The 25,827-nt window shown below is 59.1% G+C and carries 24 protein-coding genes; 8 read left to right on the top strand and 16 right to left on the bottom strand.

From position 1 onward, the window contains the following. The first annotated feature begins 81 nt into the window (after positions 1-81). Positions 82-1,602, top strand: coding sequence for a sigma 54-interacting transcriptional regulator (locus JAO77_RS15255; protein ID WP_198991244.1), 1,521 nt, complete (start codon positions 82-84; stop codon positions 1,600-1,602). Between the two features lie 89 nt (positions 1,603-1,691). Here the strand turns inward: JAO77_RS15255 and JAO77_RS15250 are convergent, their stop codons facing one another. Then, entirely contained in the window at positions 1,692-1,958 is a 267-nt protein-coding gene (locus JAO77_RS15250) for a hypothetical protein (protein ID WP_198991243.1), read from the bottom strand. A 202-nt stretch (positions 1,959-2,160) separates the two neighbouring features. Then, the gene (locus JAO77_RS15245; RefSeq protein ID WP_198991242.1) at positions 2,161-2,628 is read right to left on the bottom strand and encodes a peptidylprolyl isomerase; all 468 of its coding nucleotides are present in this window, start codon (positions 2,626-2,628) and stop codon (positions 2,161-2,163) included. Positions 2,629-2,792: 164 nt separating this feature from the next. Between JAO77_RS15245 and JAO77_RS15240 the strand changes: the two genes are divergently transcribed. After that, positions 2,793-3,434 carry a fasciclin domain-containing protein gene (locus JAO77_RS15240; RefSeq protein WP_198991241.1) on the top strand — a complete coding sequence of 214 codons (642 nt, stop codon included), beginning with the start codon at positions 2,793-2,795 and terminating at the stop codon, positions 3,432-3,434. Between the two features lie 91 nt (positions 3,435-3,525). Here the strand turns inward: JAO77_RS15240 and JAO77_RS15235 are convergent, their stop codons facing one another. From JAO77_RS15235 to JAO77_RS15215, 5 genes are all read right to left on the bottom strand, one after another. Continuing rightward, entirely contained in the window at positions 3,526-4,410 is an 885-nt protein-coding gene (locus JAO77_RS15235) for an NAD(P)-dependent oxidoreductase (RefSeq protein WP_198991240.1), read from the bottom strand. Between the two features lie 42 nt (positions 4,411-4,452). Then, the gene (locus JAO77_RS15230) at positions 4,453-5,964 is read right to left on the bottom strand and encodes a hypothetical protein (protein ID WP_198991239.1); all 1,512 of its coding nucleotides are present in this window, start codon (positions 5,962-5,964) and stop codon (positions 4,453-4,455) included. 135 nt (positions 5,965-6,099) lie between these two features. Continuing rightward, positions 6,100-7,026, bottom strand: a complete 927-nt coding sequence (gene rsgA / locus JAO77_RS15225; RefSeq protein ID WP_198991238.1) for a ribosome small subunit-dependent GTPase A — start codon at positions 7,024-7,026, stop codon at positions 6,100-6,102. Positions 7,027-7,104: 78 nt separating this feature from the next. Beyond that, on the bottom strand, positions 7,105-8,349 hold the full coding sequence (locus JAO77_RS15220; RefSeq protein WP_198991237.1) for a 3-deoxy-D-manno-octulosonic acid transferase: 1,245 nt from the start codon (positions 8,347-8,349) through the stop codon (positions 7,105-7,107). A gap of 121 nt (positions 8,350-8,470) precedes the next feature. After that, a complete protein-coding gene (locus tag JAO77_RS15215) occupies positions 8,471-9,049 on the bottom strand; it encodes a peroxiredoxin (protein WP_198991236.1) in 579 nt (192 codons plus the stop codon). A 106-nt stretch (positions 9,050-9,155) separates the two neighbouring features. Between JAO77_RS15215 and JAO77_RS15210 the strand changes: the two genes are divergently transcribed. Then, positions 9,156-10,211 (top strand): GNAT family N-acetyltransferase, encoded by a 1,056-nt coding sequence (locus tag JAO77_RS15210; protein WP_198991235.1) that lies wholly within the window; start codon positions 9,156-9,158, stop codon positions 10,209-10,211. A gap of 27 nt (positions 10,212-10,238) precedes the next feature. Here JAO77_RS15210 and JAO77_RS15205 read toward each other — a convergent pair whose 3' ends face one another. Next, positions 10,239-11,534 carry an aspartate kinase gene (locus JAO77_RS15205; RefSeq protein WP_198991234.1) on the bottom strand — a complete coding sequence of 432 codons (1,296 nt, stop codon included), beginning with the start codon at positions 11,532-11,534 and terminating at the stop codon, positions 10,239-10,241. Positions 11,535-11,622: 88 nt separating this feature from the next. On the opposite strand from JAO77_RS15205, the gene fbp reads away from it, so the two are divergent. After that, positions 11,623-12,654: a class 1 fructose-bisphosphatase gene (gene fbp, locus JAO77_RS15200; protein WP_198991233.1), complete on the top strand. Its 1,032-nt coding sequence runs from the start codon at positions 11,623-11,625 to the stop codon at positions 12,652-12,654. A gap of 102 nt (positions 12,655-12,756) precedes the next feature. Here the strand turns inward: fbp and JAO77_RS15195 are convergent, their stop codons facing one another. From JAO77_RS15195 to yihA, 3 genes are all read right to left on the bottom strand, one after another. Then, positions 12,757-13,200 carry a DUF5606 family protein gene (locus JAO77_RS15195; RefSeq protein WP_198991232.1) on the bottom strand — a complete coding sequence of 148 codons (444 nt, stop codon included), beginning with the start codon at positions 13,198-13,200 and terminating at the stop codon, positions 12,757-12,759. Positions 13,201-13,305: 105 nt separating this feature from the next. Continuing rightward, positions 13,306-13,761: an energy transducer TonB gene (locus tag JAO77_RS15190; protein ID WP_198991231.1), complete on the bottom strand. Its 456-nt coding sequence runs from the start codon at positions 13,759-13,761 to the stop codon at positions 13,306-13,308. A gap of 56 nt (positions 13,762-13,817) precedes the next feature. Continuing rightward, complete coding sequence (gene yihA / locus JAO77_RS15185; protein ID WP_198991230.1) at positions 13,818-14,438, bottom strand: ribosome biogenesis GTP-binding protein YihA/YsxC; 621 nt, start codon at positions 14,436-14,438, stop codon at positions 13,818-13,820. 427 nt (positions 14,439-14,865) lie between these two features. Between yihA and JAO77_RS15180 the strand changes: the two genes are divergently transcribed. The 4 genes from JAO77_RS15180 (at position 14,866) to JAO77_RS15165 (ending at position 19,564) form a co-directional block, all read left to right on the top strand. Continuing rightward, positions 14,866-17,082 carry an OmpA family protein gene (locus JAO77_RS15180; protein WP_198991229.1) on the top strand — a complete coding sequence of 739 codons (2,217 nt, stop codon included), beginning with the start codon at positions 14,866-14,868 and terminating at the stop codon, positions 17,080-17,082. Positions 17,083-17,263: 181 nt separating this feature from the next. After that, on the top strand, positions 17,264-17,992 hold the full coding sequence (gene ubiE / locus JAO77_RS15175) for a bifunctional demethylmenaquinone methyltransferase/2-methoxy-6-polyprenyl-1,4-benzoquinol methylase UbiE (RefSeq protein ID WP_198991227.1): 729 nt from the start codon (positions 17,264-17,266) through the stop codon (positions 17,990-17,992). Next, positions 17,941-18,765 (top strand): type IX secretion/gliding motility protein PorT/SprT, encoded by an 825-nt coding sequence (porT, locus tag JAO77_RS15170; protein WP_198991226.1) that lies wholly within the window; start codon positions 17,941-17,943, stop codon positions 18,763-18,765. The genes ubiE and porT overlap by 52 nt, the downstream gene beginning before the upstream one ends. Positions 18,766-18,817: 52 nt before the next feature. Beyond that, positions 18,818-19,564: an SDR family NAD(P)-dependent oxidoreductase gene (locus JAO77_RS15165; protein WP_198991224.1), complete on the top strand. Its 747-nt coding sequence runs from the start codon at positions 18,818-18,820 to the stop codon at positions 19,562-19,564. Between the two features lie 116 nt (positions 19,565-19,680). Here JAO77_RS15165 and JAO77_RS15160 read toward each other — a convergent pair whose 3' ends face one another. The 5 genes from JAO77_RS15160 to topA form a co-directional block, all read right to left on the bottom strand. Then, positions 19,681-20,343, bottom strand: a complete 663-nt coding sequence (locus JAO77_RS15160; protein WP_198991222.1) for an alpha/beta hydrolase — start codon at positions 20,341-20,343, stop codon at positions 19,681-19,683. Between the two features lie 8 nt (positions 20,344-20,351). Next, entirely contained in the window at positions 20,352-21,020 is a 669-nt protein-coding gene (locus JAO77_RS15155) for a YggS family pyridoxal phosphate-dependent enzyme (RefSeq protein ID WP_198991221.1), read from the bottom strand. A gap of 124 nt (positions 21,021-21,144) precedes the next feature. Then, a complete protein-coding gene (locus JAO77_RS15150; protein ID WP_198991219.1) occupies positions 21,145-22,158 on the bottom strand; it encodes a VWA domain-containing protein in 1,014 nt (337 codons plus the stop codon). Positions 22,159-22,217: 59 nt separating this feature from the next. Beyond that, entirely contained in the window at positions 22,218-23,087 is an 870-nt protein-coding gene (locus JAO77_RS15145) for a DUF4846 domain-containing protein (protein WP_198991218.1), read from the bottom strand. 98 nt (positions 23,088-23,185) lie between these two features. Next, complete coding sequence (gene topA / locus JAO77_RS15140; RefSeq protein ID WP_198991216.1) at positions 23,186-25,672, bottom strand: type I DNA topoisomerase; 2,487 nt, start codon at positions 25,670-25,672, stop codon at positions 23,186-23,188. Between the last annotated feature and the right edge of the window lie 155 nt (positions 25,673-25,827).

The raw sequence follows: 25,827 nt of genomic DNA, 5'->3' as shown, positions 1-25,827 counted from the left end.
CGGCGCAAGAGGCACCTAGGTGCCTTAAAACTCCACCGCGGCTAGCTGAACCTCAGGCCCCCTTAGTGGGTTTAAGGGGTAATGACACACGACGCTATTCGCACCCTGGGCCAACTGCGCGCCAGTGGCTACAAGCCCCGCTCCGTGAAAGAGGAATTGCGGGACAACCTCATCCAAAAACTCCGTAACAAAGAAGACGTTTTTCCGGGCATCTACGGCTACGAAGAAACCGTTATTCCCGAATTGCAGCGCGCCATTCTGGCCGGGCACCACATCAATCTCTTAGGTCTGCGCGGGCAGGCCAAAACCCGCATTGCGCGCCTGCTTATCAACCTGCTCGATGAGTACGTGCCAGTAGTCGAAGGCTCGGAACTGAACGATGACCCGCTGCAGCCGTTGTCGGTATTTGCCCGCAACCTCATTGCCGAAAAAGGCGACGACACACCGATAGCTTGGTGGCACCGCCTCGACCGCTACACCGAGAAGCTGGCCACGCCCGACGTGAGCGTAGCTGACCTTATTGGCGACGCTGACCCTATTAAAGCGGCCACGCTCAAGCTGCCATATAGCGATGAGCGCGTGATTCATTTTGGCCTGATACCTCGGGCGCACCGAGGCATCTTCGTTATCAACGAATTGCCCGACTTGCAGGCCCGCATTCAGGTGTCGCTGTTCAACATCTTACAGGAAGGCGACATCCAGATTCGTGGCTTCAAAGTGCGGCTGCCCTTGGATATTCAGTTCGTGTTTACGGCCAACCCCGAGGACTACACCAACCGCGGCAGCATCGTGACGCCCCTCAAGGACCGTATCGACGCTCAGATTATCACGCACTACCCCAAGTCGATAGAAATCGGCAAGCGCATTACCAAGCAGGAAGCCCGCATTAAAGAGGAGCAGAAAGGTTTGGTAATCAGCAATGAAATCGTGCACGACCTCGTGGAGCAAGTGGCCGTAGAGGCCCGCGGCTCCGAGTTTGTGGACGCCAAGTCGGGCGTGTCGGCCCGCCTCACCATCTCGGCCTACGAGCAGGTGATAGCCGGCGCCGAGCGCCGCGCGCTCATCAATGGCGAGAAACGCACCTACGTGCGGGTAGCCGACTTCATCTCGGCCGTGCCTGCTATTACGGGTAAGGTGGAGCTGGTGTACGAAGGCGAGCAGGAAGGCGCGGGCATCGTAGCCGAGAAGCTGATGGGCAAAGCCATCCGCACGCTGTTTCTGCAATATTTCCCCGACCCCGACAAGGCCAAGAAGCTCAAGAACCGCCCTTCGCCATACAAAGCGGTGCAGGAGTGGTTTGGCAATGGCAATACGCTTGACATCCTGCACGATGCCCACGTGAATGATTACCACGCGGCCCTCGACAAAGTGCCTGGCTTGCGCGCCATTGTGACTGAGCTGCACCCCAAAGAGGACGCTGATACCACGTACTTCCTCATGGAGTTCTTGCTGCACGGCCTGGCCGAGCACTCGCTCATCTCGCGCAATCGTCTCACGGCTGGCGCGCAGTTCAAAGACCTGCTCTCGTCGATGTTCACCATGCCAAGCTTCGGCGATGACGACGATGATGAGGAAGAAGAGAAGCCCCGCCGCCGCCGCTAGGCAGCATCCTGCGCGCGTATAGATGCACTAAAAAAAGCCCCGCGTACCGAAAGGTGCGCGGGGCTTTTTACTAGGTAAGCAGCTAAGCGTTAGTAACCGCTTTTCGCTTGTTGTTTGCGAGCTTTCAGCTCCTGCTTGGCGCTTTTGAGCTGGTATTTTAACGCTTTCTCCTTCGCTCTTTCGCTATCAACCAGGCGGCTCTGGTCACTGACCTGGCGCTCCAAGTCATTGACACGCTGTGCTTGCTCGGCAATAACCGGATTTCTGGAATTTGCATCGGAGCGAATTAAGGAGCAGCTTCCTAGAGAAAGGCTGGCGGCCAGCGCAAAGGCAAGGAGTTGGTTAGGTCTTTTCATGGGTCTGGAATTGGATAAGAAAACCGGCTGCTGCGAGCCTGATTAAACTTGTGCCCAGTTAACGGCAAGTTCAATTAAATATGGTTTTCTTGCTAGTAGTAGGATACTAGCTTATACGGGGCTGCTGCCTAAACAACCAAGCCAAAACAAAAAAATGCCCGGACGCTAATCCGGGCATTTTGTGCAATAAGGCAGAAGAACACTACGCAGCAGCGTCGTCTTTCACCACAATTTTGGTGATTTCGTCGTTGCCGCGAATCTGGTCAATTACATCTTCGCCTTCTACTACCTTGCCAAATACCGTATGCACCCGGTCGAGGTGGGCGGTGTTTTGGCGATTGTGTACAATGAAGAACTGCGAGCCACCAGTGTCTTTGCCAGCGTGGGCCATGCTGAGCACGCCACGGTCGTGGTACTGGTTGTTGCCGCTGGTTTCACACTTGATTTTGTAGCCGGGGCCCCCGGTGCCGGGCATGCCCTTGGCGCCGGGCTTGGTGTTGGGGTCGCCGCCCTGAATCATAAAATTCGGGATGACGCGGTGAAACTTGGTACCGTCGTAGAAGCCCTTCTCGGCTAGGTCGATAAAGTTCTTAACGGTATTGGGAGCGTCTTGCTCGTAGAACTCAACTTTCATGACGCCTTTAGGCGTGTGGATTTCGGCAGTCTTCATGCGGGTGGAGGGTGTTGAAAAAGCCAGCTACGCGCTGGCTCGGCAAAAGTAAAAACGGCAGCCTGGCCGCAGGGTTTAGGATAACCTAGGGCGGCTACTGCTACGTAAGCCAAACAATAGGCCACGGGTTTTGCTTAGTGGCAAAAATTTACCTTTTCATTTTTATGACCAATCTTTTCCGCCAGTTGCCCGCCACGGCCTTGGCTGCCCTGCTGCTGACCTCATGCGGCGGTACCGACCAAAAAGAAACCCCCACTGCCGAAGAGGCTGCCGCTGCTAAGGCCACGGCCGACTCGGCTGCTATGCCCACTGACTCGCTGCGCATGGCCAAGCCCGGCGGGGTGATGGTAGACGGCGTGGCCATGACGGCCGACAAAGACATCGTGGACAACGCCAGCCAGGCCAAAAGCGTGAGTACGCTGGTAACGCTGGTGAAAGACGCGGGCTTAGTTGAAACGCTGAAAGGCACTGGCCCCTTCACTGTATTTGCGCCCACCAATGCGGCCTTCGACAAATTGCCCAAAGCTGCCCTAGCCGCCCTCACCGACGAGGCCAGCAAGGCTAAGCTTAAGGGTGTGCTCACGTACCATGTCATTCCGGGCCGCATTCTGGCCGCCGATATCCGCGATGGCCAGGAGATAACTACCGTAAACGGTGAGAAGCTGCACTTCACCGTGAAGGACGGTAAAGTAATGGTTAGCAATGGTAAGGACGCGCCGGCCACGGTGCAGATTGCCGACGTTATTTCCAAAAATGGCGTTACCCACGTCATCGACGGCGTAGTGCTGCCGACGGCGAAAAAATAAGCACCCAGTGTAATAGGTAAGGGGCATAATGCCGTTCGCATAAGCTGAACGGCATTATGCCCCTTACCTATTACACTAAGTACCCAATACACTATAACCCCGCGTCTTCTGACACGCGCTTGGCAAAGCTGGCCCAATCTACATCGGGCTCACCTAGGGCCACGGTAGCGGTAAGGCGGTCGCGGATGAGGTTGGCGAAGGGCATGGGCACTTCGTTTTTGTAAGCCTCCTGCACCACCAAGTTCATATCCTTGCGGATGATGGCCGGCGGCGCGCCCACCGGCTGGTAGTGCTGCTCGGCAATGAGCTTGCCGTAGCTCTTGTAAATAGGATTGTTGAAGAGGGTGCTGGTAAGCATCTCGTAGAAGCCTATGCGGTCTAGCCCGCATTTTTCGGCTAGCGTCAGCGCCTCGGCCATGCCCTCTATCACGGTACCTAGGAGGAAATTACCGCAGAGCTTGGCCACGCTGGCTGCGCCAGGGTCGTCGCCAAAATCGTGGGTGCCTTGGCCAATGGCGGCTTGCGCCGCCTTCAGCCGCTCGCGGGCCTCGGCGGGGCCCGACGAGCCAACCCAGAGCTTGCCGGCAGCCGCCACATCGGGCTTGCCAAACACTGGCGAGGCTACTAGGAAGGAGCCGTGGGCGCGGTGCGCTTCGGCCAAGCGTCGGTTGGTGTCGGGGGCCACCGTGCTGCACGAGGCGTGGATGGCACCGGGTTTCAGCTCGTTAATAAAGCCGTCGGGGCCGGTCGTTATTTCTTCGAGAGCTTTGTCGTCGGTCAGCATCGTGAACACGATGTCGGCGTCGCGTACGGCCTCGGCGGGAGTGGTGGCCACGGCGGCTCCTTGCTGGCGCAGGGGCTCGGCTTTGGCGGCAGTGCGGTTGTAGACGGTGAGCGGGAAGCCGGCCTTGAGCAGGTTGGCGGCCATAGCGGCGCCCATGCTGCCCAGGCCTAGGAAGGCAATTTTATCAGCCATGAAAAGTAAAGAATACTTGAAATGGCTGAGTGTACGCGGAAACTAGGGCGCAGGGCTAGCGGCAGCCGAGTCGGGAAGGGCGGGCCTAGGTGGCTCGGGGGCCGAGGCCGCGCTATCTAAGCGCTCGGGCGCCGACTCGGCTCGGCGGGCTGCTTCGTGGTTGGCATCGGATGCCGCAGCTTCGCGCACTAGGGTAGTGTCGGCCATTGTCAGGCTCGTGTGCGCCACGCTGTCATAAATAATGACGGGAGATGGTACTGCGTCTTCCTCCGGTTGGTAGACGGGCGCCGTCCGGTGGGGGGCCTTGGTGAGAGGCTTGCCTTGAGGTGGGTGCAGCCAGCGGGACAAGCCAACTCCGCCCGCACTTAGAATGCCTACTGCCAGGGCTATCAGGCCCCAGCGCTCGGCCTGCTGCATGCGCCGGTAAACTACTTTGGGAGGGGCTACGCGGCCCGCAGCCTGCCTAGGTGTCGCCACGGGCGTGCTAGCAGGCCGAGCGGGCACGGCTGCCGGCGCAGTGCGTAGCTGCTGGCTAAGTTGCTCTAGCTGCCGGAGGCGGGCATCAAGCTCCTGGTTGCGAGCAGCGAGTTCGACTCGGGCAGTGCGCAACGATTCTTCCAGAGCTGCTTTGGCGGCGAGCTCGGCTTGGTGCTCGGCGGCGGGCTGCCCGGCCTGGGCTAGCTGCTGCCGCAGCTGGGCTAGCTCTTGGGTGCGGGTAGCCTCGCGGGCGGCAGCTTCTTCGCGCTGCTGCCGCAGCTCGGCCAGCAGCTCTTGGCGCAGTTGGTGCAGGCGCGCTTGTTCTTGCTCGTCGCGCAGGGCGGGGTCGGGGAGGAGCGGGGCGCCCCCGTAGGGCGGGTCGGCGGGAATGTCGGCAGCCCCAAGCCAGTGCCAAAGCTGCCGCAGCTTTTGCGTTAGCAAGGCAGGCAGGTCGTCGAAAGGGCTGACGGGTATGTCTTGCTCATGGTCAACATAAGGCTCGCGGGCCAGGTATTCGCCCCAGTCCAGCAGCTCGTCTTCGTTTAGCGCAGCCGCGGCCGCTGGTAGCTGGCGCAAGCGCGTGAGAAACTGCCCGGCTCCGCCCACCAGCTGAAAATCAGTAGCTGCCGCGTGCTGGTGCAGCTGCGCCTCTACCCCCGGCCCGAAAGTGAGCGGCGCCTCAAACAGCGCAAAGCCCGTGCAGGGCGGCAGCTCCTCCTCAGGCAAGCCTAGGTGCTCGCTCAGCCAAGCCAGTGCCACTGGCAGCTGCTGCTGGTACTGCACAAATGGGTTGTCGGCGTCCGTAAAATCTAGCAGAGGCTGCCCGTCGAGCTGCCAGCTCCCATAGGTCAGCGCCGGTATCGTGAGCTGCCCAGCCTGGGGCGTCAGCACCCCAAGTGACAAGCTTGTGGGCCGCACCACAAGAATATCTGCCTGGATGGGCGAAAAGGCCCCTAGGTTGCCCAGCAGCACGGTAGCCGGCGCGTCGGCCTCAGCCGCTAGCGTGGCTCGCACGGCCTCGAACTGCCGCTGGCGGCCGGCATCGCCGAAGGGTACGGGTAGGACGCTGACCAGCATAGCGGTGGGAAGTTAGTAGGTAAGAAAAACTAAGCTAAAAAGTGTTCTTGCGAGCGCCGCGCAGCAACCGCACCAGAACGGCGCGTCTGAACAGATGCGATTGCTGCGCGGCGCTCGCAAGGACAATCTTAACTCCTAATGCCGATTGTCCTCGTCGGCCAGCATGCTGAGGTAGCTCTCGTAGCGCGGCACGGCCAGGCGCCCTTGGTCTACGGCCTCGATGACGGCGCAGCCAGGCTCGTGCACGTGGCGGCAGTTGTGGTAGCGGCACTGGCCCAGCAGCGCCCGCATCTCGGGGAAGTAGCCCGCCAGCTCGGCGGCGGGCACGTCCACAAGGCCCAGCTCCTTGATGCCGGGCGTGTCGATGATATAAGTGCCAGGCTCTACTTCCAGCATCTCAGCGAAAGTAGTGGTGTGTTTGCCTTTGTCAGAAAACTCGCTGATTTCGGCCGTTTTCAGGTCAAGGTCGGGCACCAGGGCATTGATGAGCGTGCTCTTGCCCACGCCCGAGTGGCCCGAAAGCAGCGAGGTTTTACCGGGCAGCAGGGCCGCTACGGCCGCCACGTTCTCGCCCGATTCGGCGGCGCACAGCACGCTGGGGTAACCCACGCTGGCGTACATGCCGGCTATTTGCTGCTGATACTCCAGCGTGTCCTCATCATATAAATCCGACTTATTAAAAATCAGCAGGGCCGGAATATGATACGCCTCGGCCGTGACCAAAAAGCGGTCGATAAACCCAAACGAGGTAGCCGGCGACACCAGCGTGACCACCAGCAGCGCCTGGTCGAGGTTGGCGGCCACGATGTGGGCGTGCTCGCTCTTGTGCACCGAGCGCCGGATGATGTAGTTGCGCCGCGGCGCGATAGTATGAATCACGCCCGCGCCCTCCGACTGCTCGGGCAAGTCAAACTCTACCCCGTCGCCCACGGCCAGCGGGTTGCTCACTTTCAGGCCTTTATTTTTGAACTTGCCCCGCAAACGGCAGCGGTAAAGCTCACCCGTTTCGTGGCCGCGCACCACGTACCACGAGCCGGTAGATTTAATGATGATTCCGGTCATATTGGGTTAGGCCTTGAAGATGACACTTGGTAAACGCAATGCAAAGACGCGTTCGTAAGCGCACCGCCCGTCTAGTTCTTATTCCTTAACTCTTAATTCTCGCAAAATGCGCCCTGTAGCGCCCGCGTGCTGGTGCACGTAGTCGAGGCTTACGTCTTGCACCGAGAGGCGGGCAGCTTCATTATAATAGAGCTTGTCAAAAGCCGCTTCCAGCTCTTTGGCCGAGCTAGCCGAAAAAGCGCACCCTAGGTTCACTAGCGCCACGGCCTCCTGAAACCGCTCGTAGCGCGGCCCAAAAAAGACGGGCAACCCAAAGGCTGCCGCCTCCAGCGTGTTGTGCAGGCCCGCCCCGAAGGCGCCGCCCACGTAGGCAAACCGCCCGAAGCGGTAGAGCTGGCTCAGTAGTCCCACGTTGTCGATGAGCAGTAGCCGTGCCTCGGCCACGGTAGCGGGTGTAGCCTGTGAGTAGCGCACCGTGAGGCCCGGCATGGCGGCTTCTACCTCCTGCAAATGGGTTTCCGACACCTCGTGTGGCGCCACGATAAAGCGCATGGTGCGGGCGTGTTTGCGTAGCAGCGGCGCTAGGGCAGGCAGGTCTTCGGGCCAGGTGCTGCCGGCCACCAGCACGGGCGCGCCGTCGGCCACGTAGGCTTCAACGAGCGGTAGCGACCTAGGCGGCGCGGCGGCCGTGGCCGCCACGGTGTCAAAGCGCGTATCGCCGGCCACGCGCACCCGCTTCAGGCCAATACCGCGCAGCAATTCGGCCGACTCTTCGTTTTGGGTGAAGATGAAGCTGAGTTGGCTTAGAATCTGCCGGAAGAAGCCACCCCAGGGCTTGAAGAAAATCTGGCTGGGCCGGAATATTGCCGCCACTACCACTGCCGGAATGCTTTGCTCGCGCAGCTCACGCAGGTAGTAGTACCAAAACTCGTACTTCACAAATACGGCCAGCGCGGGCTTCACCGCCGCCACAAATTGGCGGGCGTGCTCAGCCGTGTCGAGCGGCAGGTAAAAGACGTAGTCGGCCCCCGCCCAATTCTTGCGCACCTCGTAGCCCGAGGGCGAGAAAAAAGTCAGCACAATTTTGTGGCTCGGGTACTGCCGCCGCAGCCCCTCGATGAGCGGCCGCCCCTGTTCAAACTCGCCTAGGGAAGCGCAGTGCACCCATAGGCGCGGCGCCGTTTCGGCCCCTAGGGCCTGCGCTATGCGCAGCAGCAGCCCCTGCCGGCCCGCTACCCAAGCCGCCGCTTTGGGGTTGAAAGGTGCTACTAGCCGCAGCAGCAGCGCATACAGGGCCAAGCCCAATGAATACAAGAAACGCAAAAACAAGAACCCCGCCCGGCATCAGGCCGGGCGGGGCTACAAAATTAAGTTAATAGTTAGGAGTTAAGAGTTGGTAGTACTGTGCAGTCATACTTCTTAACTTCTAACCACTAATTCATAATTATTTATCTGCTTCCCAGTTGGCGGGGCAGGTCTCGCCGTGTTCTTCATAATACTGCAAGGCATCGACCATGCGCATCGCATCCGAAATGCGGCGACCTAGGAACCGGTCGTTCACGAGTTGGTGCCGCACAATGCCGTCGCGGTCAATCAAAAACAAGCCCCGGTAGGCTACTGGCGCGCCCACAAAGACCATCTCACCGGCTTCGTTGTAGTCGTAGTGGCCGGCCAGCACGTCGTAGTTGGCCGAGATGGTTTTGGTAGCGTCGGCCACCAGCGGGAAAGTAGTGCCCGCGATGCCGCCCGACTCGCGCGGCATGCGCAGCCAAGCCTGGTGTGTCTGGTGCGAGTCGGTGCTGCAGCCCACTACGGCCACGCCCCGGCGCTCAAACTCGGGCAGCATTTCCTGAAAAGCGTACAGCTCGGTCGGGCAAAGGCCCGAAAAATCGGCCGGGTAGAAGAACAGCAGCACGTAGCGCTTGCCTAGGTAGCGGTCGAGCGAAAATTCTTCTTCGACCTGAGTGCCAATGACGGCGGTAGCTTTAAAGGAAGGGGCGCGCTTGCCCACGAGAACGGCCATAAGAGAAAGGTAAAGCAGTGGCGTACAAATGCGCCTGCTTACTCCAAATTTGCGTCGGCGGTTGCTTGCCGGCCTACTTCTTGCGCCCAACGCACTACCACCTTCTATGGAGCAGCTACTCCTTGCCGATTCGCCGCCGCTGCGGCTCACCATTAGCCGCACGGCCAGCCCGCTGAGCGTGGCCTTGTTGCAGCAAACTATCTATGGCACGCACGGCCCGCAGTACAGCCACACCGGCCAGGCCGAAAAAGTAAACCACATCACAGGCCCTTATTTCTTCGACTTGTGGGTGGGCGAGGAGCTCGTGGGCACCTACTGCCTGTCGGAGCGCCTAGTACAAACGCCCGCCGGGCAGGTAGCCGGCTACTACGGCCGCTACCTAGCCGTAGCTGCCGCCCACCGGGGCCACGGCTATGGCCACCGGCTCAAGCAAGAAGCTGTGCGCTATATCGAGCGCACCCGGCCCGCGCCCCAGGTATTTTACTCTTATATCGAAGAAGCCAATGCCCGCTCGTTGCGCATCTCGGCCCAAGCAGGCTTTCACCCGATAGCCCAGCTAGAGGCGCTGGCCTTTGGCCGGCTGTACCCACGCCTAGACGCCCGCTTTGGGCAGTTAGCGGCGCCCGAGTTGCCGGCAATGCGCGCCACTCTGGCGGCGGCCTACGCCGGCTACTCCTTAGTTCAGTTCGACCACCTGTACGACCAGCAGCACTACTTCGTGCTGCGCGAAAACGGCGAAATCATTGCTGGCGTGCAGGCTAATCCGGTGCGGTGGCGCATCGTGGCCATGCCTGGCCTCAGTGGGCAGCTGCTCTTGCGGGTGCTGCCCCACGTGCCAGTGCTCAAGCGGCTCATCAACCCTGCCAAGTACGAATTTGCTGCCTTAGAAGCCCTGTATGTACTGCCCGGCCGCGAGCCCGAGCTGCTGCGCCTGCTAGAAAGTGTGCTGGTCCACTTCGGCTACACCTCGGCGCTGGTGCTGCTCGATGTTGCCTCACCTTTGCACCACTATCTCAAAGGCAGCGGCAAGCTAGGGCTGCTGCAGCGTCTGAAGCAGCCCACCTACACGCAGGTGCTATGCAGAGCCAACGGCTTAGCGCCTGAACAAGTAAAGCAAAACCCAACGCAGCCACTCTACACGTCGGCTTTCGACTATACCTAGGGCCTAGCTTGAGCCTTACATGCGCAGCTACTCCCTCACTACCACCTGAAACGTGCTGCGCGTGCGCTGCTCCAGCAGCACCGTGCGCCCGGCCACGAGCTGAGCCACGCTGGCGGCCGTGTAGTTTTTGATGGTAAAGAGCGTCAGGCCTTCGTTGTACTGCACCCGAAACTGAGCACCTAGGGCCGCCACGGCCTGCGCCAGCCGCGTAGGCTCGCCATCGAGGCACACCGAGAAGCTAAGCGCCGAATTTTGCATGAGGTTGATTTTCAGGCGAGCCTGAGCCAGCGCTCCAAAAATTACTTCCAGGTTCTCCTCCGAAATAAACGCGAAGTCCTTGCTTTCCAGCGACACTAGGCACTGCCCCGTTTTGCGGATAAAAGCAGGCGCCAGCGGCGGGTGCTGGCAGTCGTGGATAAGCGTGCCCTCGGCCGTGGGGTCCAGAAACGACTTCACCCGCAGCGGAATCTTGCGGTCGGCCAGCGGCTTCAGCGTCTTGGGGTGAATAACGCTAGCCCCGTAGTACGCCATCTCTATTGTCTCCTGGTAGCTGATTTCGGGATAGCGTACTGTGTCCGGGAAGATTTTGGGGTCGGCATTGAGCAGGCCCGGCACGTCTTTCCAGATGGTCACGCTCTCGGCTCGCAGGCAATAGGCAAAGATGGCGGCCGAGTAGTCGGAGCCTTCGCGCCCTAGGGTAGTGGTGCGTCCCTTGGTAGTGCCTCCCACGAAGCCCTGAGTCACTACTACGCCCGCCTCGCGCAGTAGGGGCGGCAGGGCGGCGCGCAGGTTGTTTTCGGTCACGGTCCAATTTATCCGGCCTTCGCGCCAGCTAGTGTCGGTGCGCAGCAGCGGGCGGCAATCCTGCCAGCGCGTTGGGCGCAGGTCATTCAGCACTAAGGCAATGAGCTGAGAGGCGAGTAATTCACCGTAGCTTACCACTTGGTCGTACTGCTCGTCGTAGCTAGCCGCGCTGCCTACCCCCGCTAGTTGCTCGTTTAGTGCCTCAAACGCCTCGTGCAGCATCTCCTGCACATCAGTTTGGGTAGCTGGCTTCAAATGGGCTGCCAAGGCGTGGGCGGCTTCTTGGTGGTAGGCTTCCAGCCGTACCAGCGGAGCTGTATAGTCGCGGCCGGCGTGGGCCAGGGCAAACAGCTCCTCTAGGGCATTCGTCGTTTTGCCCATGGCCGATACCACAATGAGCAGCGGGCGGCCCGCGGCGGTGGTTTCGACGATGTGGCGCAGATTGAGAATGGCGGCCGCGTCCTTCACCGAGGCGCCGCCAAATTTGTAGACCTGTAGGCCCGTTAGTTCAGTTGCCATAGGCCCCAAAACTAGGCAGTAAGGCGCAGGTAGGTGGCATGGTCAAAAAAGGCTAGCTTTGCGAAGGCTCTCCTTCCCTCACGTTTATATGGACCACAACAAACTCGCCTTGCCCGTCGGCACCACCCTCGACCGCTTCATTATGCGCAAGCAGGAAGACTTCCCTTACGCCACTGGGGAGCTTTCGCAGCTGCTGCGCGACATTGCGCTGGCGGCCAAAATCGTGAACCGCGAAATCAACCGCTCGGGCCTCATCGACATTGCCGGGGCCTATGGCAACCGCAACGTGCAGGGCGAGGACCAGCAAAAGCTCGACGTGATTGCCAACATCCGCTTTATCCGGGCGCTGCGCAATGGGGGCGAGGTCTGCACCATCATCTCCGAGGAAGATGAGGACATGATTCAAACTGGTAACAACCAGGGCAAGTACGTGGTGGCCATCGACCCGCTCGACGGCTCCAGCAACATCGACGTCAACGTCAGCATCGGCACCATTTTCAGTATCTACCGTCGCGTGTCGCCCACCGGCCGGCCCGGCACCACGGCCGACTGCCTGCAGCCTGGCACCCACCAGGTAGCAGCTGGCTACGTCATCTACGGCTCCAGCACCATGCTCGTGTACACCACCGGCAACGGCGTCAATGGCTTTACCTATGAGCCGAGCCTAGGCGAATTTTTCTTATCGCACCCCGACATTCAGACGCCCAAAACCGGCGCCGTCTATTCCATCAACGAAGGCGCGTCCGAAACCTTCTCGCCCGGCGTAACGGCGTTTGTGAAGTACTGCAAAGACGCGAGCTTTTCAGCCCGCTACATCGGCTCGCTCGTGGCCGACTTCCACCGCAATCTACTCAAGGGCGGCATCTACATCTACCCCGCCACCGGCAAGACCCCTAAGGGTAAGCTGCGCCTCATGTATGAGTGCAACCCACTAGCTTTTATCGTGGAGCAGGCCGGCGGGCGCAGCTCCGACGGCCATCAGCGCACGCTCAGCATCGAGCCCAAAGAATGCCACGCGCGCTGCCCCATCTTCATCGGCAGCCAAGACCTAGTAGAGCAGGCCGAGGCCTTTATGGCGCAGGAAACGGCAGCTACGCCCGCCGCCTTTGCTGGCGCCTAGGTCCCCTATAGAGCTTTATTCAGGCCAAGGTCCATCAAAAAAGAGGCGGCGCCCCAGTTGGGGCGCCGTCTCTTTTGCATGGAAGAATTTCGAACCTAGGAATTAAGCTTCTTCCGTCGTTTCGGTGGTAGATGCTTCGCTCTCGGTCGCTTCTTCGTAGGGGCGGTGCTGGCTTACGATGCCGTACCAAGTCACCAGCTTTTTAATATCGGAGAGGTACACGCGCTCGCGGTCGTACTCAGGCAGCACTTCAGCCAGAAAGCTCGTTAGCTCGGCTTCCGACGACTTGTTGCTTACCGGCAGGCTGGTACCATACTTCTGGTAGATGTTCTCAAAAACCTGCGTCAGCGGCACCGTATCGTCCGAGTCTTGGCTGTAGATGCCGATTTCACTCAGCAGCGATACTTTGTTGCTGGCTGGCGCCAGCGAGCGAGCGGCTTTGGCATCGAGGCTTTCAACCAACACACCGTGGCGGGCGGGCTTCAGGAGGCGGTACAGACCACTCTGGCCGCTGATGGCCGCCAGTTCTTTCAAATCGTAAGGCATTTTCTTAATGGTTAAGGATTAATGATGAATTGTTAATGACTTGAGTAAAAGAGCGGTTGATTGATAAATTAACCATTAACCACTAACAATTCACCATTAAAAAATCTAGTTTTCCAGCGCGTTCGAGCCCGTTACGCCGAGCTTGAAATCGATGGGTAGGCTAGTCAGGATGGGGTATTCGGGTTTCTTAAACTTAAGCAAACGTACTACGCGCAGCGCTTCTTCGCCGGTGCCGCCGCCCACTTGCTTCACCAGTTTGATGCCCTGCATCGTGCCATCGGGATTGAGGGTAAAGCTCACAATGCAGCGGCCCTGCATGCGGTTGCGCTTGGCCAGCAGCGGATACTTCAGCTCCTTAGCAATAAAGGCATACATAGCCTCCTGGCCCCCTTCGTAGTAGGCCGCCACCGGAATGCTGGCCCCTACGTGGTTGAGGCCGGTGCCCTGCTCGGTTTGCGAGGGGGCTTGGGCGGGAGGCGTAGTGTTAGGTTTGGTGGCTTGGGCTTGGGCGGCGCTAGCAGCCAGGGCCAGGCCTAGCACCGAAAGCATAATTTTTTTCATGGAAAATAAAGGATTACGAGAAAATAGATTGGTCTAAGAGCAATTGAGGGGCCAAATTACTGCGCATCGGCGGCTCCGGCGGCCACCTGGCGGTTTACTTCCTCAATAAAGCCGAGTAATTCCTCCCGCCCGGCGCCGGTTTCGGATGACGTGAGGAAGTGCCGCGGCAGCTCATCCCATATTTCGCCCATTTTGGCCAGGTAGGCGGTCACCAATTCATTAGTGCGAGTGGCCGATTGCTTATCAGTTTTGGTGAAAACCATCACAAATGGTACGCCGTCCTCGCCTAGCTTTTCCATAAACTCTAGGTCCACGGCTTGCGGCGGGTGGCGCGAGTCGAGCAGCACGCACACGCAAGTCAGGTTTTCGCGGCGGGTGAGGTAGGCATTTATCATTTTGCCCCAGTCGGCGCGCGAGCTTTTGCTCACGCGGGCGTAGCCGTAGCCGGGCAAGTCAACGAGGTACCATTCATCATTTATCATGAAATGGTTGATGACTTGCGTCTTGCCGGGGGTGCTTGATATTTTGGCTAGGCCGTTGCGGCCAGTGAGCATGTTGAGCAGCGAAGACTTGCCCACATTGGAGCGGCCAATGAAGGCGTACTCGGGGCGGTCGGGGGTGGGGCAGGCCGCCAGCTGGGTGTTACTGCTCACAAAGTGAGCGTCGCGAATGAGCATAGCGTGGAGGTTAGTGGTGCTAAGTAAAAAGGAGCGAATGGCCCCTAGGTAGTACAAAGATGCCGCGCCAAAGCTTGGCAGCACGCCTCGGCTGGCAGTGCCGCCCAAGCATTTAGCGGAAAGGAACCTTTTTCAAGCTTTTTTCGCAGCTTTCCTATATTTGCCGGGTTACCTTTTGCTTGAACAGATATAGTAACGGGTTGAGAAGCGAACAGTTTGAAGCCTTAGGTGGTGCAAAGGAGCCCAGCAGCCACGGGCAGGTGCCTATATTTGTGCCAATTGTTTCGGTCGTTCAGCAGCAATTTAGAAGTAGTACTACCAACCCTGACGTTAAAAATTAGTATAAGACGCCGAACTGCTTATGGGATACGTCCTGGCTTATTCCGTCTCTATGCGCTTCTTTAATTACCCCAAACACCTCTTTTCAATGGACAACCTATCCAGAAAGCTGCTGCACGCCTCGTGCGCGCTGGCCCTGACGGCGGCCGCGAGCAGCCCCGCCCTGGCGCAGAGCACGCGCAAGGACCTTAAGACTGGCAACAAGCTTTTCGACCTGGAAAACTACCGCGCCTCCATCCCTTACTACGAGCGGGTGCTGGCCAAAGACCCCAATAACGCCACAGCGTTGTTCCGGGCCGGTGTAGCGTACCTGTCCTTCGATAAGGAAAAAGCCAGCGACTATATCTATAAGGCGCAGAAGCTGAAGCCCAAGGTGTCGCGCGACATTGAGTACTGGCTGGGTCAGGTTGACCACCTCAACTATAACTTCGACGAGGCTATCACGCACTACCAGGCGTACAATGCCACGCTGAAGAAGCGCAACGACGCGCGCCGCGAAGAGGTAGCGCAGCTGATTCAGCACAGCAAGAACGCGAAAGTGCTCTTCAACCAGCCCAAGGACATCTTCGTGAAGAACCTAGGGCCCACGGTAAACACGCAGTACTCGGAGCACAGCCCCGTAATTTCGGCCGATGATAAAACGCTGATTTATACGTCGCGTGGCGAGCAGGTAACGGGCTCGGACGTAAAGAAGAAAGGCTTAGCGGCCGACGGTGAGTACTACGAAGACATCTTCGAAACCCACCGTGTTGATGCTGATAACTGGGAGAAGCCCCGCTCGCTGTCAGGCGTGCTCAACGCAAAAGGCCACGACGCCTCTATCCAGCTGTATGACAACGATAGCAAACTGCTGTTGTACCGCAACGACAATAACGGTGACATCTTCGTGTCGGAGAAAACGGGTGGCGACTGGACGGCTCCTAAGCGCCTGAACGACAACATTAACTCGAAGTACTACGAAGGCGACGCTTACATTACGCCCGACGGCCAGACGCTGTATTTCTCGACTGGTAAGTACTCGGAAGATGGCACGCTAGACCTGTACTACAGCACCCGCTCGAACGGCGGCGACTGGGGCCCGGCTAAGTCCCTAGGTAACGCTATCAACACCAAGTACGACGAAGACAGCCCGTACCTGAGCCGCGATGGCAAGACGTTGTATTTTGCTTCGCGTGGCCACAACACGATGGGTAACTACGACATCTTCAAGTCGCAGTGGGACAGCATTGGCCGCAAGTGGGGCCGCCCCGAAAACCTGGGCTACCCCATCAACACGCCGGATGCTGACTCGTACTACCGCCTCGCTCCCGATGGTTCGTATGCTTACCTCAGCTCGTACCGCATCGGTGGCTACGGCGAGAAAGACATCTATACCATCAACTACATCAAGAACGTCACCATCAAAGGTCAGGTGTTCTCGAAGCGCGACAGCTTGCAGTCTATCCCCGGGGTAGAGTTGGTGTTCAGCGGCAAAACGGCTTCGAACGAGGCTATCAGCTTCCGCGACATCACGAAGCAGCCGAATGGTGACTACAGCGTAAACCTGCTGTCGGGCCGTACCTACCAGGTAGCGGTAAACAAAGACGGTAAGAATATCGAAACGCAAGAGTTTGCAGTACCGATTTCGACGGCTGACTCGGCTTCGATTGTTAAGAACTTCTACGTTAACTATATCGACACGACGGCTAACAGCCAGTTCAAGAAGATATACTTCGACACCGACAAGTACACGCTACGTCCGGAGTCTATCAAGACCCTCAAGAATACGGCGGCTATTCTGCAAGCTAACACTGGCCTGAACATCTCGATTGAAGGCCACTGCGACTCGCGCAACACGGATGAGTACAACATGGTACTCGGCCAGAACCGCGCCGATGCCGCCCGCAACTACCTCGTGAAGCAAGGTGTGGCTGGTGCCCGCCTCACCACGGTTAGCTACGGCGAGCGCCGCCCTGCTGCTCCGAACGATACGCCCGAGAACATGCAGCTCAACCGCCGCGATGAGTTCCGCGTGGTGCTGAAGGAAGGTGAGTCGATGCCCGTTATTCAGGAGCCCGCTCCGACTACGACCATCATCGCCGTACCGGTGAAGCCCGCTCGTCCTCAGCCTGGCAAGAGCAAAGTGAAGCTCGCCGACGGCACTAAGGTGAAAACCAAAGTGGACGACGACAGCGACAAAGTGAAAGTAAAGACCAAAGGCGCCAATGGCGAAAAATCGAAGACGAAGGCCAAAGACGGCGAACTTGATTCGAAAGCCAAAGACGCTTCGGGCGAAAAGGCCAAAATCAAAGCAAAGCCCGAATAGGTTAGCTTAGTTTTGCCACAAAAAAGAGACGGCCGGACGAACAGTCCGGCCGTTTTTTTGTCCTGCTTATACCGCAAGGCTTCTGGCTACGTAACTGTGCCAACCTAGGCCGCTGCGAAAGCTTCGGGCCGCGTATCACAATTTTGTGCGGCCGTATGCCGTTCTTTGCACTCCGAAAACTATGGCCGTAGTACCCTACAAAGAAGACGCCGCCGATAAGAAAACGCAGGTGGCGCGGATGTTTGACAGCATCGCCGGGAAGTATGACTTCCTGAACCATTTCCTGAGCGTAGGCACCGACATCTATTGGCGCCGCAAGGCCGTGGATGAACTCAAGGCCCTGCGGCCGGCCCGCATCTTGGACATTGCCACGGGCACAGCCGACTTTGCCATCGAAACGCTGCGCGCTGCTGCCCCCGAGGCGCACGTGACGGGCGTTGATATTTCGGCCGGTATGCTAGAAGTGGGGCGCCAAAAGCTGGCCGCCAAAAACCTGAGCCACCGCATCCGACTGGAGCAGGCCGATTCGGAAAACCTACCGTTTGAAGACAATACATTTGACGCCGTAACGGCTTCGTTTGGCGTGCGCAATTTTGCGCACCTAGAGCGTGGCCTGGCCGAAATGCGTCGCGTGCTGCGGCCGGGCGGCCAGTTGGTGATTCTAGAATTCAGCAAGCCCACGGCGTTTCCGCTCAAGCAAGCCTATAACTTTTATTTTAGTCGGGTGCTGCCGGTGTTTGGGAAAGTGATTTCTAAAGACCAGTCAGCCTACACTTACCTGCCCGAATCGGTGCAGGCATTCCCCGATGGTGCCGACTTCGTGGCCATTCTGCGCCGCGTCGGCTTTACTTCTCCCGCATGGCAACCCCTCACGTTCGGCATCAGCTCTATCTACACGGCTCGCAAATAGGACGCCGCCACCGCTGGAGCCTGCTTGCCGTGCTAGGGCTCTTGCTGCTGGCTGGCCCGGCGCTGGCCCAACGCAAGCGTAGCGACGCCATTGACCGCAGCCGCAAAGGCCGGATTAAGGGCATCACCGTCGAAAACCTGTCGAATTACAACCAGCGGTTTTTTCGGCCAGGCATCTATATCGCGCCTTCATTTTCGCGCTTTTTTATCGAGCAGTCCGATGCCTATGTGCAGGCCCTGCAGCAAGGCCGCGGCATCGCGGCTAATTCGATAATAAGCCCGGGCCTGGCCGTTGGCTTTATCGGTGACATCCGCCTAGGTAACGTCAACACGCCTTTTCACTTGCGCTTTGCGCCCGGCCTGCGGTTCGAAACTCGTAGCGTCGAATTTACGGGGCGGGGGGTAGGCAGGCCCGATACCATCCGCACGCAGGAAGTGGCCACGACCCAGCTAGAGCTGCCGCTGCTGCTCAAATACCAGTCTAACCGACGCCGCAATACGCGGGTGTATATGATTGCCGGTGTCAAGCCTAGCTTCGCTGTGACGCAACGCCAAAATAATCAGGCTATCAACCAATTGACCATCAATCGGAACGATGTGCTGCTGGAATATGGCTTCGGGCTAGATTTATTTTACCCCTACTTCAAGTTCGGCCCCGAGCTGCGTTTTTCGCACGGGCTCCGCAACATCTTGGCCCCGCGCGACAATACGTACAGCAACAGCTTGCAAAGCCTGCGCACTAACACCGTGACGCTTTACTTGAACATCGAGTAAGCTTAGGCCTATTTAAGAATCTGTAGCTTATTAACTGATACCTAGTAAATAAATGAAAAAGACGGCGTTTGTGACGGGGGCTTCTTCGGGGATTGGCCGGGCCACGGCTGTGGCGCTGGCGGCAGCGGGCTTTCAGCTCGTAGTAACTGGCCGGCGGCGCGAGCGGCTAGAAGAGCTAGCCCAGGCGGTGGCTCCTACGCCCGTGCATATCCTGACGTTTGATGTGCGCGACCGGGCAGCCGTAGAGGCGGCCGTGGCCGAGCTGCCCGCCGAGTTTCAGCACCTCGACGTGCTCATTAATAATGCGGGTAACGCCCACGGCCTGGCACCCATTCAGGAGGGCGACGTGGCCGACTGGGATGCCATGATGGACGGCAACGTGAAGGGCCTGCTCTACGTGAGCCGGGCCGTGCTGCCGCACATGGGCGAAGGAGGCTTCATTGTCAACCTAGGTTCTATTGCGGGCCACGAGGCCTACGCCAACGGCAACGTGTATTGCGCCTCTAAAGCGGCCGTGTCTATGCTTACCCGCACCATGCGTATCGACCTGCTACCGAAGGGCATCCGGGTGGCCGAAGTGGCGCCGGGCATGGTAGAAACCGAGTTTTCGGAGGTTCGCTTTAAGGGCGACGAAGAGAAAGCGGCCAACGTGTATAAGGGTGTGCAGCCGCTGCGCGCCGAAGATGTGGCCGACCTTATTCAATTTATAGTGACACGCCCGCCGCACGTGCAGTTGGCCGAGGTCATAATTTTCCCGGCGGCGCAGGCTGCCGCCGCTACCGTCCGCCGCGAGGCGTAAGCAGTGGCCCATAGGTTAGATAAAGGCCCCTTCGAGCAAGGATGCGCACGTGCTGCGTGTTCCTTGCTCGAAGGGGCCTTTGTTATGCGCAGCCCAGCATTTTATAAATGCCTAAGTTATGCAAAAACCGCGTGCAGCTGCCGCAGCAAGGGTGGGTAAATCGTGTGCTTGCCCTCGAAGCTATGTATGGTTGGCTGCGCGCCGAAAGCTCCTAGGGTCTCAGCTTGCGCTTGTAGCTTCTCGGGGCTGACGTAGCCATCTAGCTCGCCGCTTACCAGCACCACGGGTAGGCCGTGCAGTAATTGCCGGGCGGCTGATGCTTCGATATCGGCCGGAAAATCACCAGCCCACAGCACTAGGTGCTGGGGGCGCCAATGGCCAGCTTTGCCCGCTAGCCAGCGGCTGACGGTGGCAGTACCCTGCGAAAAACCAAGTACTGTCACGCGCACGTCGGGCGGGCAGGCGCGCAGCAGATGGTCGAGCAAGGCGTCGAGGTAAGCGGCTTGGTCGGCTATTTCGGCGAGGCGGTCGGCGGTGGTCATCCAGGAGGCGCCCACGTAGCCGCTGGTGCCGCTGCGGTAAAAGCGCGACAGCGCCTCGGGCGCTACAATGACGGTGCCCTCCGGGTCGAGGGCCTGCACCGATTCAAAGTGGCGGCTAAAATACTCGGCCAACTGCCCGTAGCCATGTGCTACCAGCCAGAGCTGGCGCGTAGCGGCCGAGAGCTCACCCAACTGCTCGTAGCGGGCCGTGCGCGGGATAGTGAGGTGATGCTCCATAAAAGAAGCTAGCCGCGGCTGCCGAAGATGGCGCTGCCTACCCGCACCAGGGTGCTGCCCTCGGCCACAGCCAGCGGGTAGTCGGCGCTCATGCCCATCGATATTTCGCGGAAGTCGGCGCTAGCGGCAAAATAGCGCTGCTTGAGATAGTCGAAATGCTGTTTTAGCTGCTGAAACTCACCACGCACCACGGCCTCATCTGGCGAGTTGGTAGCAATGCCCATGACACCGGTGAGGCGCACGTGCCGCATAGCCTGGTACTCGGGCGCCTGCAGTATGGCTTCGGCTTCGGCTAGGCTCAGCCCCGTTTTGGTTTCTTCCTGGGCAATGTGAAATTGCAGTAAGCCGTTGATAACGCGCTGGTGGCGAGCGGCGTGCTTGTCAAGCTCCAGCAGTAGGCGCAGGCTGTCTACGCTTTGCACGGTGTGCACGAAGGCGGCCAGGTACTTCACCTTATTGGTTTGCAACTGCCCAATCTGATGCCACTCTACATCGGCCGGTAGCTCGGGCTGCTTGGCGGCCATTTCCTGCACCCGGTTCTCGCCAAAGAGGCGGGCGCCCGCCGCATAGGCTTCGCGCAGGCGCTCAACAGGGTGCGTCTTGGTCACCACTACTAGGCGGGCCGCGGTGCCTTGGAGCGTTTTTTCTATCGCCGCAATATTTTCAGCAATCGACATTATCAATAATGGTTAATGGTTAATGGTTAATGGTTAATGGTTAATGGTTAATGGTTAATGGTTAATGGTTAATGGTTAATGGTTAATTTTCAGTCATTGACAACTAATCATTTACCACTTATAATTAATCTTCTAGCACATTGCTCATAAAGGTGCTTTTGAGCCCTAGCCACAGCAGCCACAGCACGAGGCCCCACCCTAGGTAGGGGCGGTAGAAGTCTTCTACGCTGCGGTAGCGCTGGGTGCGAATGTCCGATTTTTCGAGCTTGCTGATAGCGCTGAAGACCTGGCGCAAGGCGACATTATCGGTTGCCCGAAAAAACTGCCCGTCGGCCGCTTGCGCCAACTGGCGCATGGTGGTTTCGTCGAGGCGGGTTTGCACGTAGCGGGGCTTGCCGCTGGTCGAGTCGCGGCCGTAGGGCACGAAGCCGTCTTCGCCCAGCCCGATGGTGTAAAGCCGGATACCATAGGCGTGGGCTAGCTGCGCGGCCAGCAGCGGGTCGAGGCTGCCGGCCGTGTTCTCGCCATCTGAGAGCAGCAGGCACACTTTGGAGCGGGCCGCCGACTCGCGCAGGCGGTTGATGGCCACCCCTAGCGCCGTGCCGATGGCCGTGCCATCGTCGGCAATGAGGCCGGGGCGCAGGCCCCCTAGGTTGTCGAGCAGCAGGTCGTAGTCGGTAGTCAGCGGCACGGCCGAATAGGCCTGCCCCGCAAACGCAATGAGCCCGAGCCGGTCGCCGGCCCGCTGCTGCACAAAGCTGCGGGCCAAGCGCTTAGCCGCTTCGAGGCGCGTGGGCTTCAGGTCTTCCAGCTCCATACTGGCCGATACGTCGATGGCCAGCATGATGTCGATGCCGCGGCCTGTTTGGGTGAGGTGCTCGCTCGGGTGCTGGGGCCGGGCGCCGGCTACCACGAGCAGCGCAAGGCTGAGGCTGAGCACGATATCGGGCACGAAGCGCAGCAGCGCCCGCCAGTCGCGCCGGATGCCGCCCGGACCAAAGGCCACCACTACCTGCCGCCGGCGGCGCGCCAGCAGCCCCCGCAGTAACGGCAGCAGCGGCACCAGCCCCAGCAGCAGCAGCAGGCGCGGGTGCTGCCATTCGTAGCTGGCTAGGGTGGCGTAGGAAAACAGATTCATGCAAGAAAACTACCAGAAAGCGCAAATTACGGCGCGTAGCGGCCGCCAGCGGGCCGCCGCTAGTCGAAGCGGCCCAGCTCGGTTCGGGCGAAGGTCCACTCGGGTGTTTCGACGAGTGGCGCTTCGGGCGCTGGCACCGCAAACCACGCACCTAGGGCCGGCTGGGCGGTGTTGCGTAAGATGTGGATGTTTTGGGCCGGCATGTAGCTCTGCGCCAGCATCAAGTAGCGCTGGCCACTTTGTAGGTGTTCGGCCACATCGACTACCAGCACGGCATGACCCGGCCGGCCGCCGTGAATGAATACGTCGCCCGGCCGCGCTTCTTCTACCAGAATTCGCCGTAGCTCGCGGCTGAGCGACAGCGTGCCCGCGTAGCCAAACACCGGCAGCAAATAGCGGCCTAGGGCCGCGTGGGTAGGTGCTTCCACTGGTTTAGACGCCGGCAACACCTGTTCGCCCTGCACCCGGAAGGTGTGGCCCGCTACGTAGTCCGAAAACCAAGCGTCGTAGCCAGTCGTCAGGTGAAAGTGTATTTTATTGTGGTTCTGGCTAAATAAGTATTCGGCCCGTAGCCTGATTACGGCGTCGGCGCACTGCTGCAAATCCTTACTGCCCGGGTCGATGTCAATTACTGCTGCTACCACTGCTTGGTTGTCTTTGAGCTGCCCCGTGTAGAGGCGGGCGGGGGTGCCCGCTGGCCGCAGTGGTAGCTCGCGCAGCCACGCGCCCCATGAGCCACCAGCCACTGCCACGCGCCGGCAGCCCGCGGGCGGCGGAAAGCGTCGTGTCAGCTGCTGCGCCAGCGGCGGGGCCAGCAACCACGGATAAGCAGGGGCGGCCGCTGGTGGGGGCGCTTGCGACGGTTGGTTGGCGGCTGGCAGCAGCCCTAGGGTGGTAGCCAGCAGGCTAAGCACGTAGAGACAGTTCATGCGGTGAATAAAGCCCATCAACGACGCTTAGGGTCGGATATGTATAAAAAAAGCCTCGCAGTAAGCGAGGCTTTTTTTATAGGCAGGGGCTGACAATTTTATTTTTTGGCAGCTGCTTTTTTAGCGGTAGGAGCTTTGGCAGTGGCTGCTTTCTTGGCAGGAGCTTTCTTTTTGGCCGCTGGCTCCTTGGGGGCTTTGGCCGCTTTTTTAGCCGGGGCGTCAGCTTCTTTTTCGGGCTTCTCAGCGGTGGCTTTTTTGCCAAAGCGGCCACCTTTGGCGGGCTTGTCGGGGGTGGCGGCAGCTAGCTCGAGGCAGCGCTCTAGCGTGAGCTCGGTAGGTTCTTCCCCCTTCGGAATCTTCACGTTCTTCTTGCCCGCCACGATGTAGGGACCAAAGCGGCCGTTTAGTACCTGAATATCGGGGTTCTCCGGGAAATCCTTAATTAGCTTTTCGGCGTCAGCTTTGCGTTTGGCCTCGATGAGAGTCACGCCTTCTTCGCCCGTAATGGTGTGCGGGTCCTGCTCCTTAGTCAAGGAATAGAACTTGCTATCGTGGCGAATGTAGGGGCCGAAGCGACCTAGGGCGGCCGTCATGTCCTTGCCCTCAAACTCGCCTACCACGCGGGGCAGCTTAAACAAGTCCAGCGCCTCTTCGAGGGTGATGGTTTCGATAAACTGGCCTTTGCGCAGGTTGGCGTAGGCGGGCTTGGTTTCGCCTTCCGTATCACCTAGGGCCACATAGGGGCCGTATTTGCCGAGCCGAGCGGTTATTTTTTCGCCGGTTTCGGGGTGAACCCCTATTTCGCGCGTGCTACCTAGGGTGCTGCGCTCAATGTCTTGGCCACGCTCCACGCTCTTGTGGAAGGGCTCGTAGAAGCCGGCTAGCATATGGCCCCAGTCTTCGTGGCCGTTGGCAATTTGGTCAAACTCATCTTCTACCTTGGCCGTGAACTGAAAGTCTACGATAGCAGGGAAATGCTCCACCAGAAAGTCATTGACTACTAAGGCTGTATCGGTTGGGAAAAGCTTGGCTTTGTCAGCGCCGTAGGTTTCGGTGCGCTGCTCAGTCTTCACCTCATTGCCAACCAGCGCCAAGGCGTAAATCTTACGCTCTTTGCCTTCGCGCGAATCCTTTTCCACGTAGCCGCGCTTTTGCACGATGCTGATGGTAGGAGCGTAGGTGCTGGGGCGGCCGATGCCCATTTCCTCTAGCTTCTTTACCAGCGAAGCCTCGGTGTAGCGGGCGGGCGGGGTCGAGAAGCGCTCGGTGGCGGTCAGGGTTTGCAGGGGCAGGTTTTGACCCACACTCAGGGGCGGTAGGCCGCGCGAGAACGAGCTTTCGCCATCGGCGGGCTGGTCTTCATCATCCTTACTTTCGGCGTAGGCTTTCAGGAAGCCCTCAAACGTGATGACCTCGCCCGTAGCCGAGAACGTAGTGCCTGGCTGGGTGCTGATGCCGATAACGGCCGTGGTGCGCTCAATCTGCGCATCAGCCATTTGCGAGCCCATGGCGCGCTTGCGAATGAGGTCGTACAGCCGCTGCTCTGAGGCGTCGGCACCGGCTTTTACCTGCTTGAAATCGGTGGGGCGGATGGCTTCGTGCGCCTCCTGGGCCGAGGCCGACTTGGTTTTAAACTGCCGCTCGTGCACGTACTCGGCGCCGTAAGCCGCTTCGATGGCCTCGCGGGCACCCTTGCGGGCTTCCTCACTCAAGTTCACCGAGTCGGTACGCATGTAGCTGATGCGGCCGGCTTCATACAGCTTCTGAGCCACCGTCATGGTCTGGGCTACCGAGAACCCAAGCTTACGCGAAGCTTCCTGCTGCAGGGTCGAGGTGGTGAACGGCGCGGCGGGGCTGCGCTTGCCAGGTTTTTTATCGAGGCTATTAATGCTATAAGTAGCCCCGATGCAGCGCGTCAGAAATTCTTCAGCTTCTTCGCGGGTTTTGTAGCGAGCGGGCAGCTCGGCCTCTAGGGTAGTGCCCTGGCCGGCGTCGAAGCGGGCCACCACGCGGTAGGCGCTGGCCGATTTATGGTGATTGATTTCGCGCTCGCGGTCTACCACCAGGCGCACCGCCACGCTCTGCACGCGGCCCGCCGACAAGCCAGCTTTCACCTTGCGCCACAGTACGGGGCTCAGCTCGAAACCCACCAAGCGGTCGAGCACGCGGCGGGCCTGCTGGGCATTTACTAGGTCCAGGTTTATCTCGCGCGGGTGCTGAATAGCGTTGAGAATCGCAGGCTTGGTAATCTCGCGAAATACAATGCGCTTCGTCTTGTCGGCCTTGAGGTTAAGGGTTTCGGAAAGGTGCCAGGAAATGGCTTCGCCCTCGCGGTCATCGTCACTCGCCAGCCACACAGTTTCGGCTTCTTTGGCCAGCTTCTTTAGCTGCGAAATCAGCTCGCGCTTGTCGGCATCCACCACGTAGGTCGGCTTGAAACCATTGGCAATATCGACGGCGTTGTTGTCCTTAGGCAGGTCGCGGACGTGCCCGTAGCTGGAGCGCACTACAAAGTCTTGACCGAGGTAGCCCTCAATGGTCTTGGCTTTGGCGGGCGACTCGACGATAACTAAATTCTTGACCATGCAGGCGGGAAAAAGACGGGTAGCAAGTTTGTTCTCGGTGCGAAGAACGTTGCGCCCGGCCGAAAAGTTGAAAACGGGGGCAAAGATGCACGCTTCGCCGCACCCGATTTAAAAACGTACCCTAGGCGGCGCGCCTTGGCAAGCCGCGCCGTTGT

This window comes from Hymenobacter sp. BT559 (assembly GCF_016427535.1).
Taxonomy (GTDB): domain Bacteria; phylum Bacteroidota; class Bacteroidia; order Cytophagales; family Hymenobacteraceae; genus Hymenobacter.
This window is presented reverse-complemented; position numbering and strand designations above follow the sequence as displayed.

Bases quoted from the DNA above. Each gene is read 5' to 3' on its own strand.
- fbp (WP_198991233.1), top strand. From the start codon at position 11,623: ATGGACCACAACAAACTCGCCTTGCCCGTCGGCACCACCCTCGACCGC.
- JAO77_RS15165 (WP_198991224.1), top strand. From the start codon at position 18,818: ATGAAAAAGACGGCGTTTGTGACGGGGGCTTCTTCGGGGATTGGCCGG.
- ubiE (WP_198991227.1), top strand. From the start codon at position 17,264: ATGGCCGTAGTACCCTACAAAGAAGACGCCGCCGATAAGAAAACGCAG.
- JAO77_RS15195 (WP_198991232.1), bottom strand. From the start codon at position 13,200: ATGCCTTACGATTTGAAAGAACTGGCGGCCATCAGCGGCCAGAGTGGT.
- JAO77_RS15230 (WP_198991239.1), bottom strand. From the start codon at position 5,964: ATGCTGGTCAGCGTCCTACCCGTACCCTTCGGCGATGCCGGCCGCCAG.
- JAO77_RS15215 (WP_198991236.1), bottom strand. From the start codon at position 9,049: ATGGCCGTTCTCGTGGGCAAGCGCGCCCCTTCCTTTAAAGCTACCGCC.
- JAO77_RS15150 (WP_198991219.1), bottom strand. From the start codon at position 22,158: ATGAATCTGTTTTCCTACGCCACCCTAGCCAGCTACGAATGGCAGCAC.
- yihA (WP_198991230.1), bottom strand. From the start codon at position 14,438: ATGCTCATTCGCGACGCTCACTTTGTGAGCAGTAACACCCAGCTGGCG.
- topA (WP_198991216.1), bottom strand. From the start codon at position 25,672: ATGGTCAAGAATTTAGTTATCGTCGAGTCGCCCGCCAAAGCCAAGACC.
- rsgA (WP_198991238.1), bottom strand. From the start codon at position 7,026: ATGACCGGAATCATCATTAAATCTACCGGCTCGTGGTACGTGGTGCGC.
- JAO77_RS15240 (WP_198991241.1), top strand. From the start codon at position 2,793: ATGACCAATCTTTTCCGCCAGTTGCCCGCCACGGCCTTGGCTGCCCTG.
- JAO77_RS15190 (WP_198991231.1), bottom strand. From the start codon at position 13,761: ATGAAAAAAATTATGCTTTCGGTGCTAGGCCTGGCCCTGGCTGCTAGC.
- JAO77_RS15235 (WP_198991240.1), bottom strand. From the start codon at position 4,410: ATGGCTGATAAAATTGCCTTCCTAGGCCTGGGCAGCATGGGCGCCGCT.
- JAO77_RS15160 (WP_198991222.1), bottom strand. From the start codon at position 20,343: ATGGAGCATCACCTCACTATCCCGCGCACGGCCCGCTACGAGCAGTTG.
- JAO77_RS15205 (WP_198991234.1), bottom strand. From the start codon at position 11,534: ATGGCAACTGAACTAACGGGCCTACAGGTCTACAAATTTGGCGGCGCC.
- JAO77_RS15145 (WP_198991218.1), bottom strand. From the start codon at position 23,087: ATGAACTGTCTCTACGTGCTTAGCCTGCTGGCTACCACCCTAGGGCTG.
- JAO77_RS15180 (WP_198991229.1), top strand. From the start codon at position 14,866: ATGGACAACCTATCCAGAAAGCTGCTGCACGCCTCGTGCGCGCTGGCC.
- JAO77_RS15255 (WP_198991244.1), top strand. From the start codon at position 82: ATGACACACGACGCTATTCGCACCCTGGGCCAACTGCGCGCCAGTGGC.
- porT (WP_198991226.1), top strand. From the start codon at position 17,941: ATGGCAACCCCTCACGTTCGGCATCAGCTCTATCTACACGGCTCGCAA.
- JAO77_RS15210 (WP_198991235.1), top strand. From the start codon at position 9,156: ATGGAGCAGCTACTCCTTGCCGATTCGCCGCCGCTGCGGCTCACCATT.
- JAO77_RS15155 (WP_198991221.1), bottom strand. From the start codon at position 21,020: ATGTCGATTGCTGAAAATATTGCGGCGATAGAAAAAACGCTCCAAGGC.
- JAO77_RS15245 (WP_198991242.1), bottom strand. From the start codon at position 2,628: ATGAAGACTGCCGAAATCCACACGCCTAAAGGCGTCATGAAAGTTGAG.
- JAO77_RS15250 (WP_198991243.1), bottom strand. From the start codon at position 1,958: ATGAAAAGACCTAACCAACTCCTTGCCTTTGCGCTGGCCGCCAGCCTT.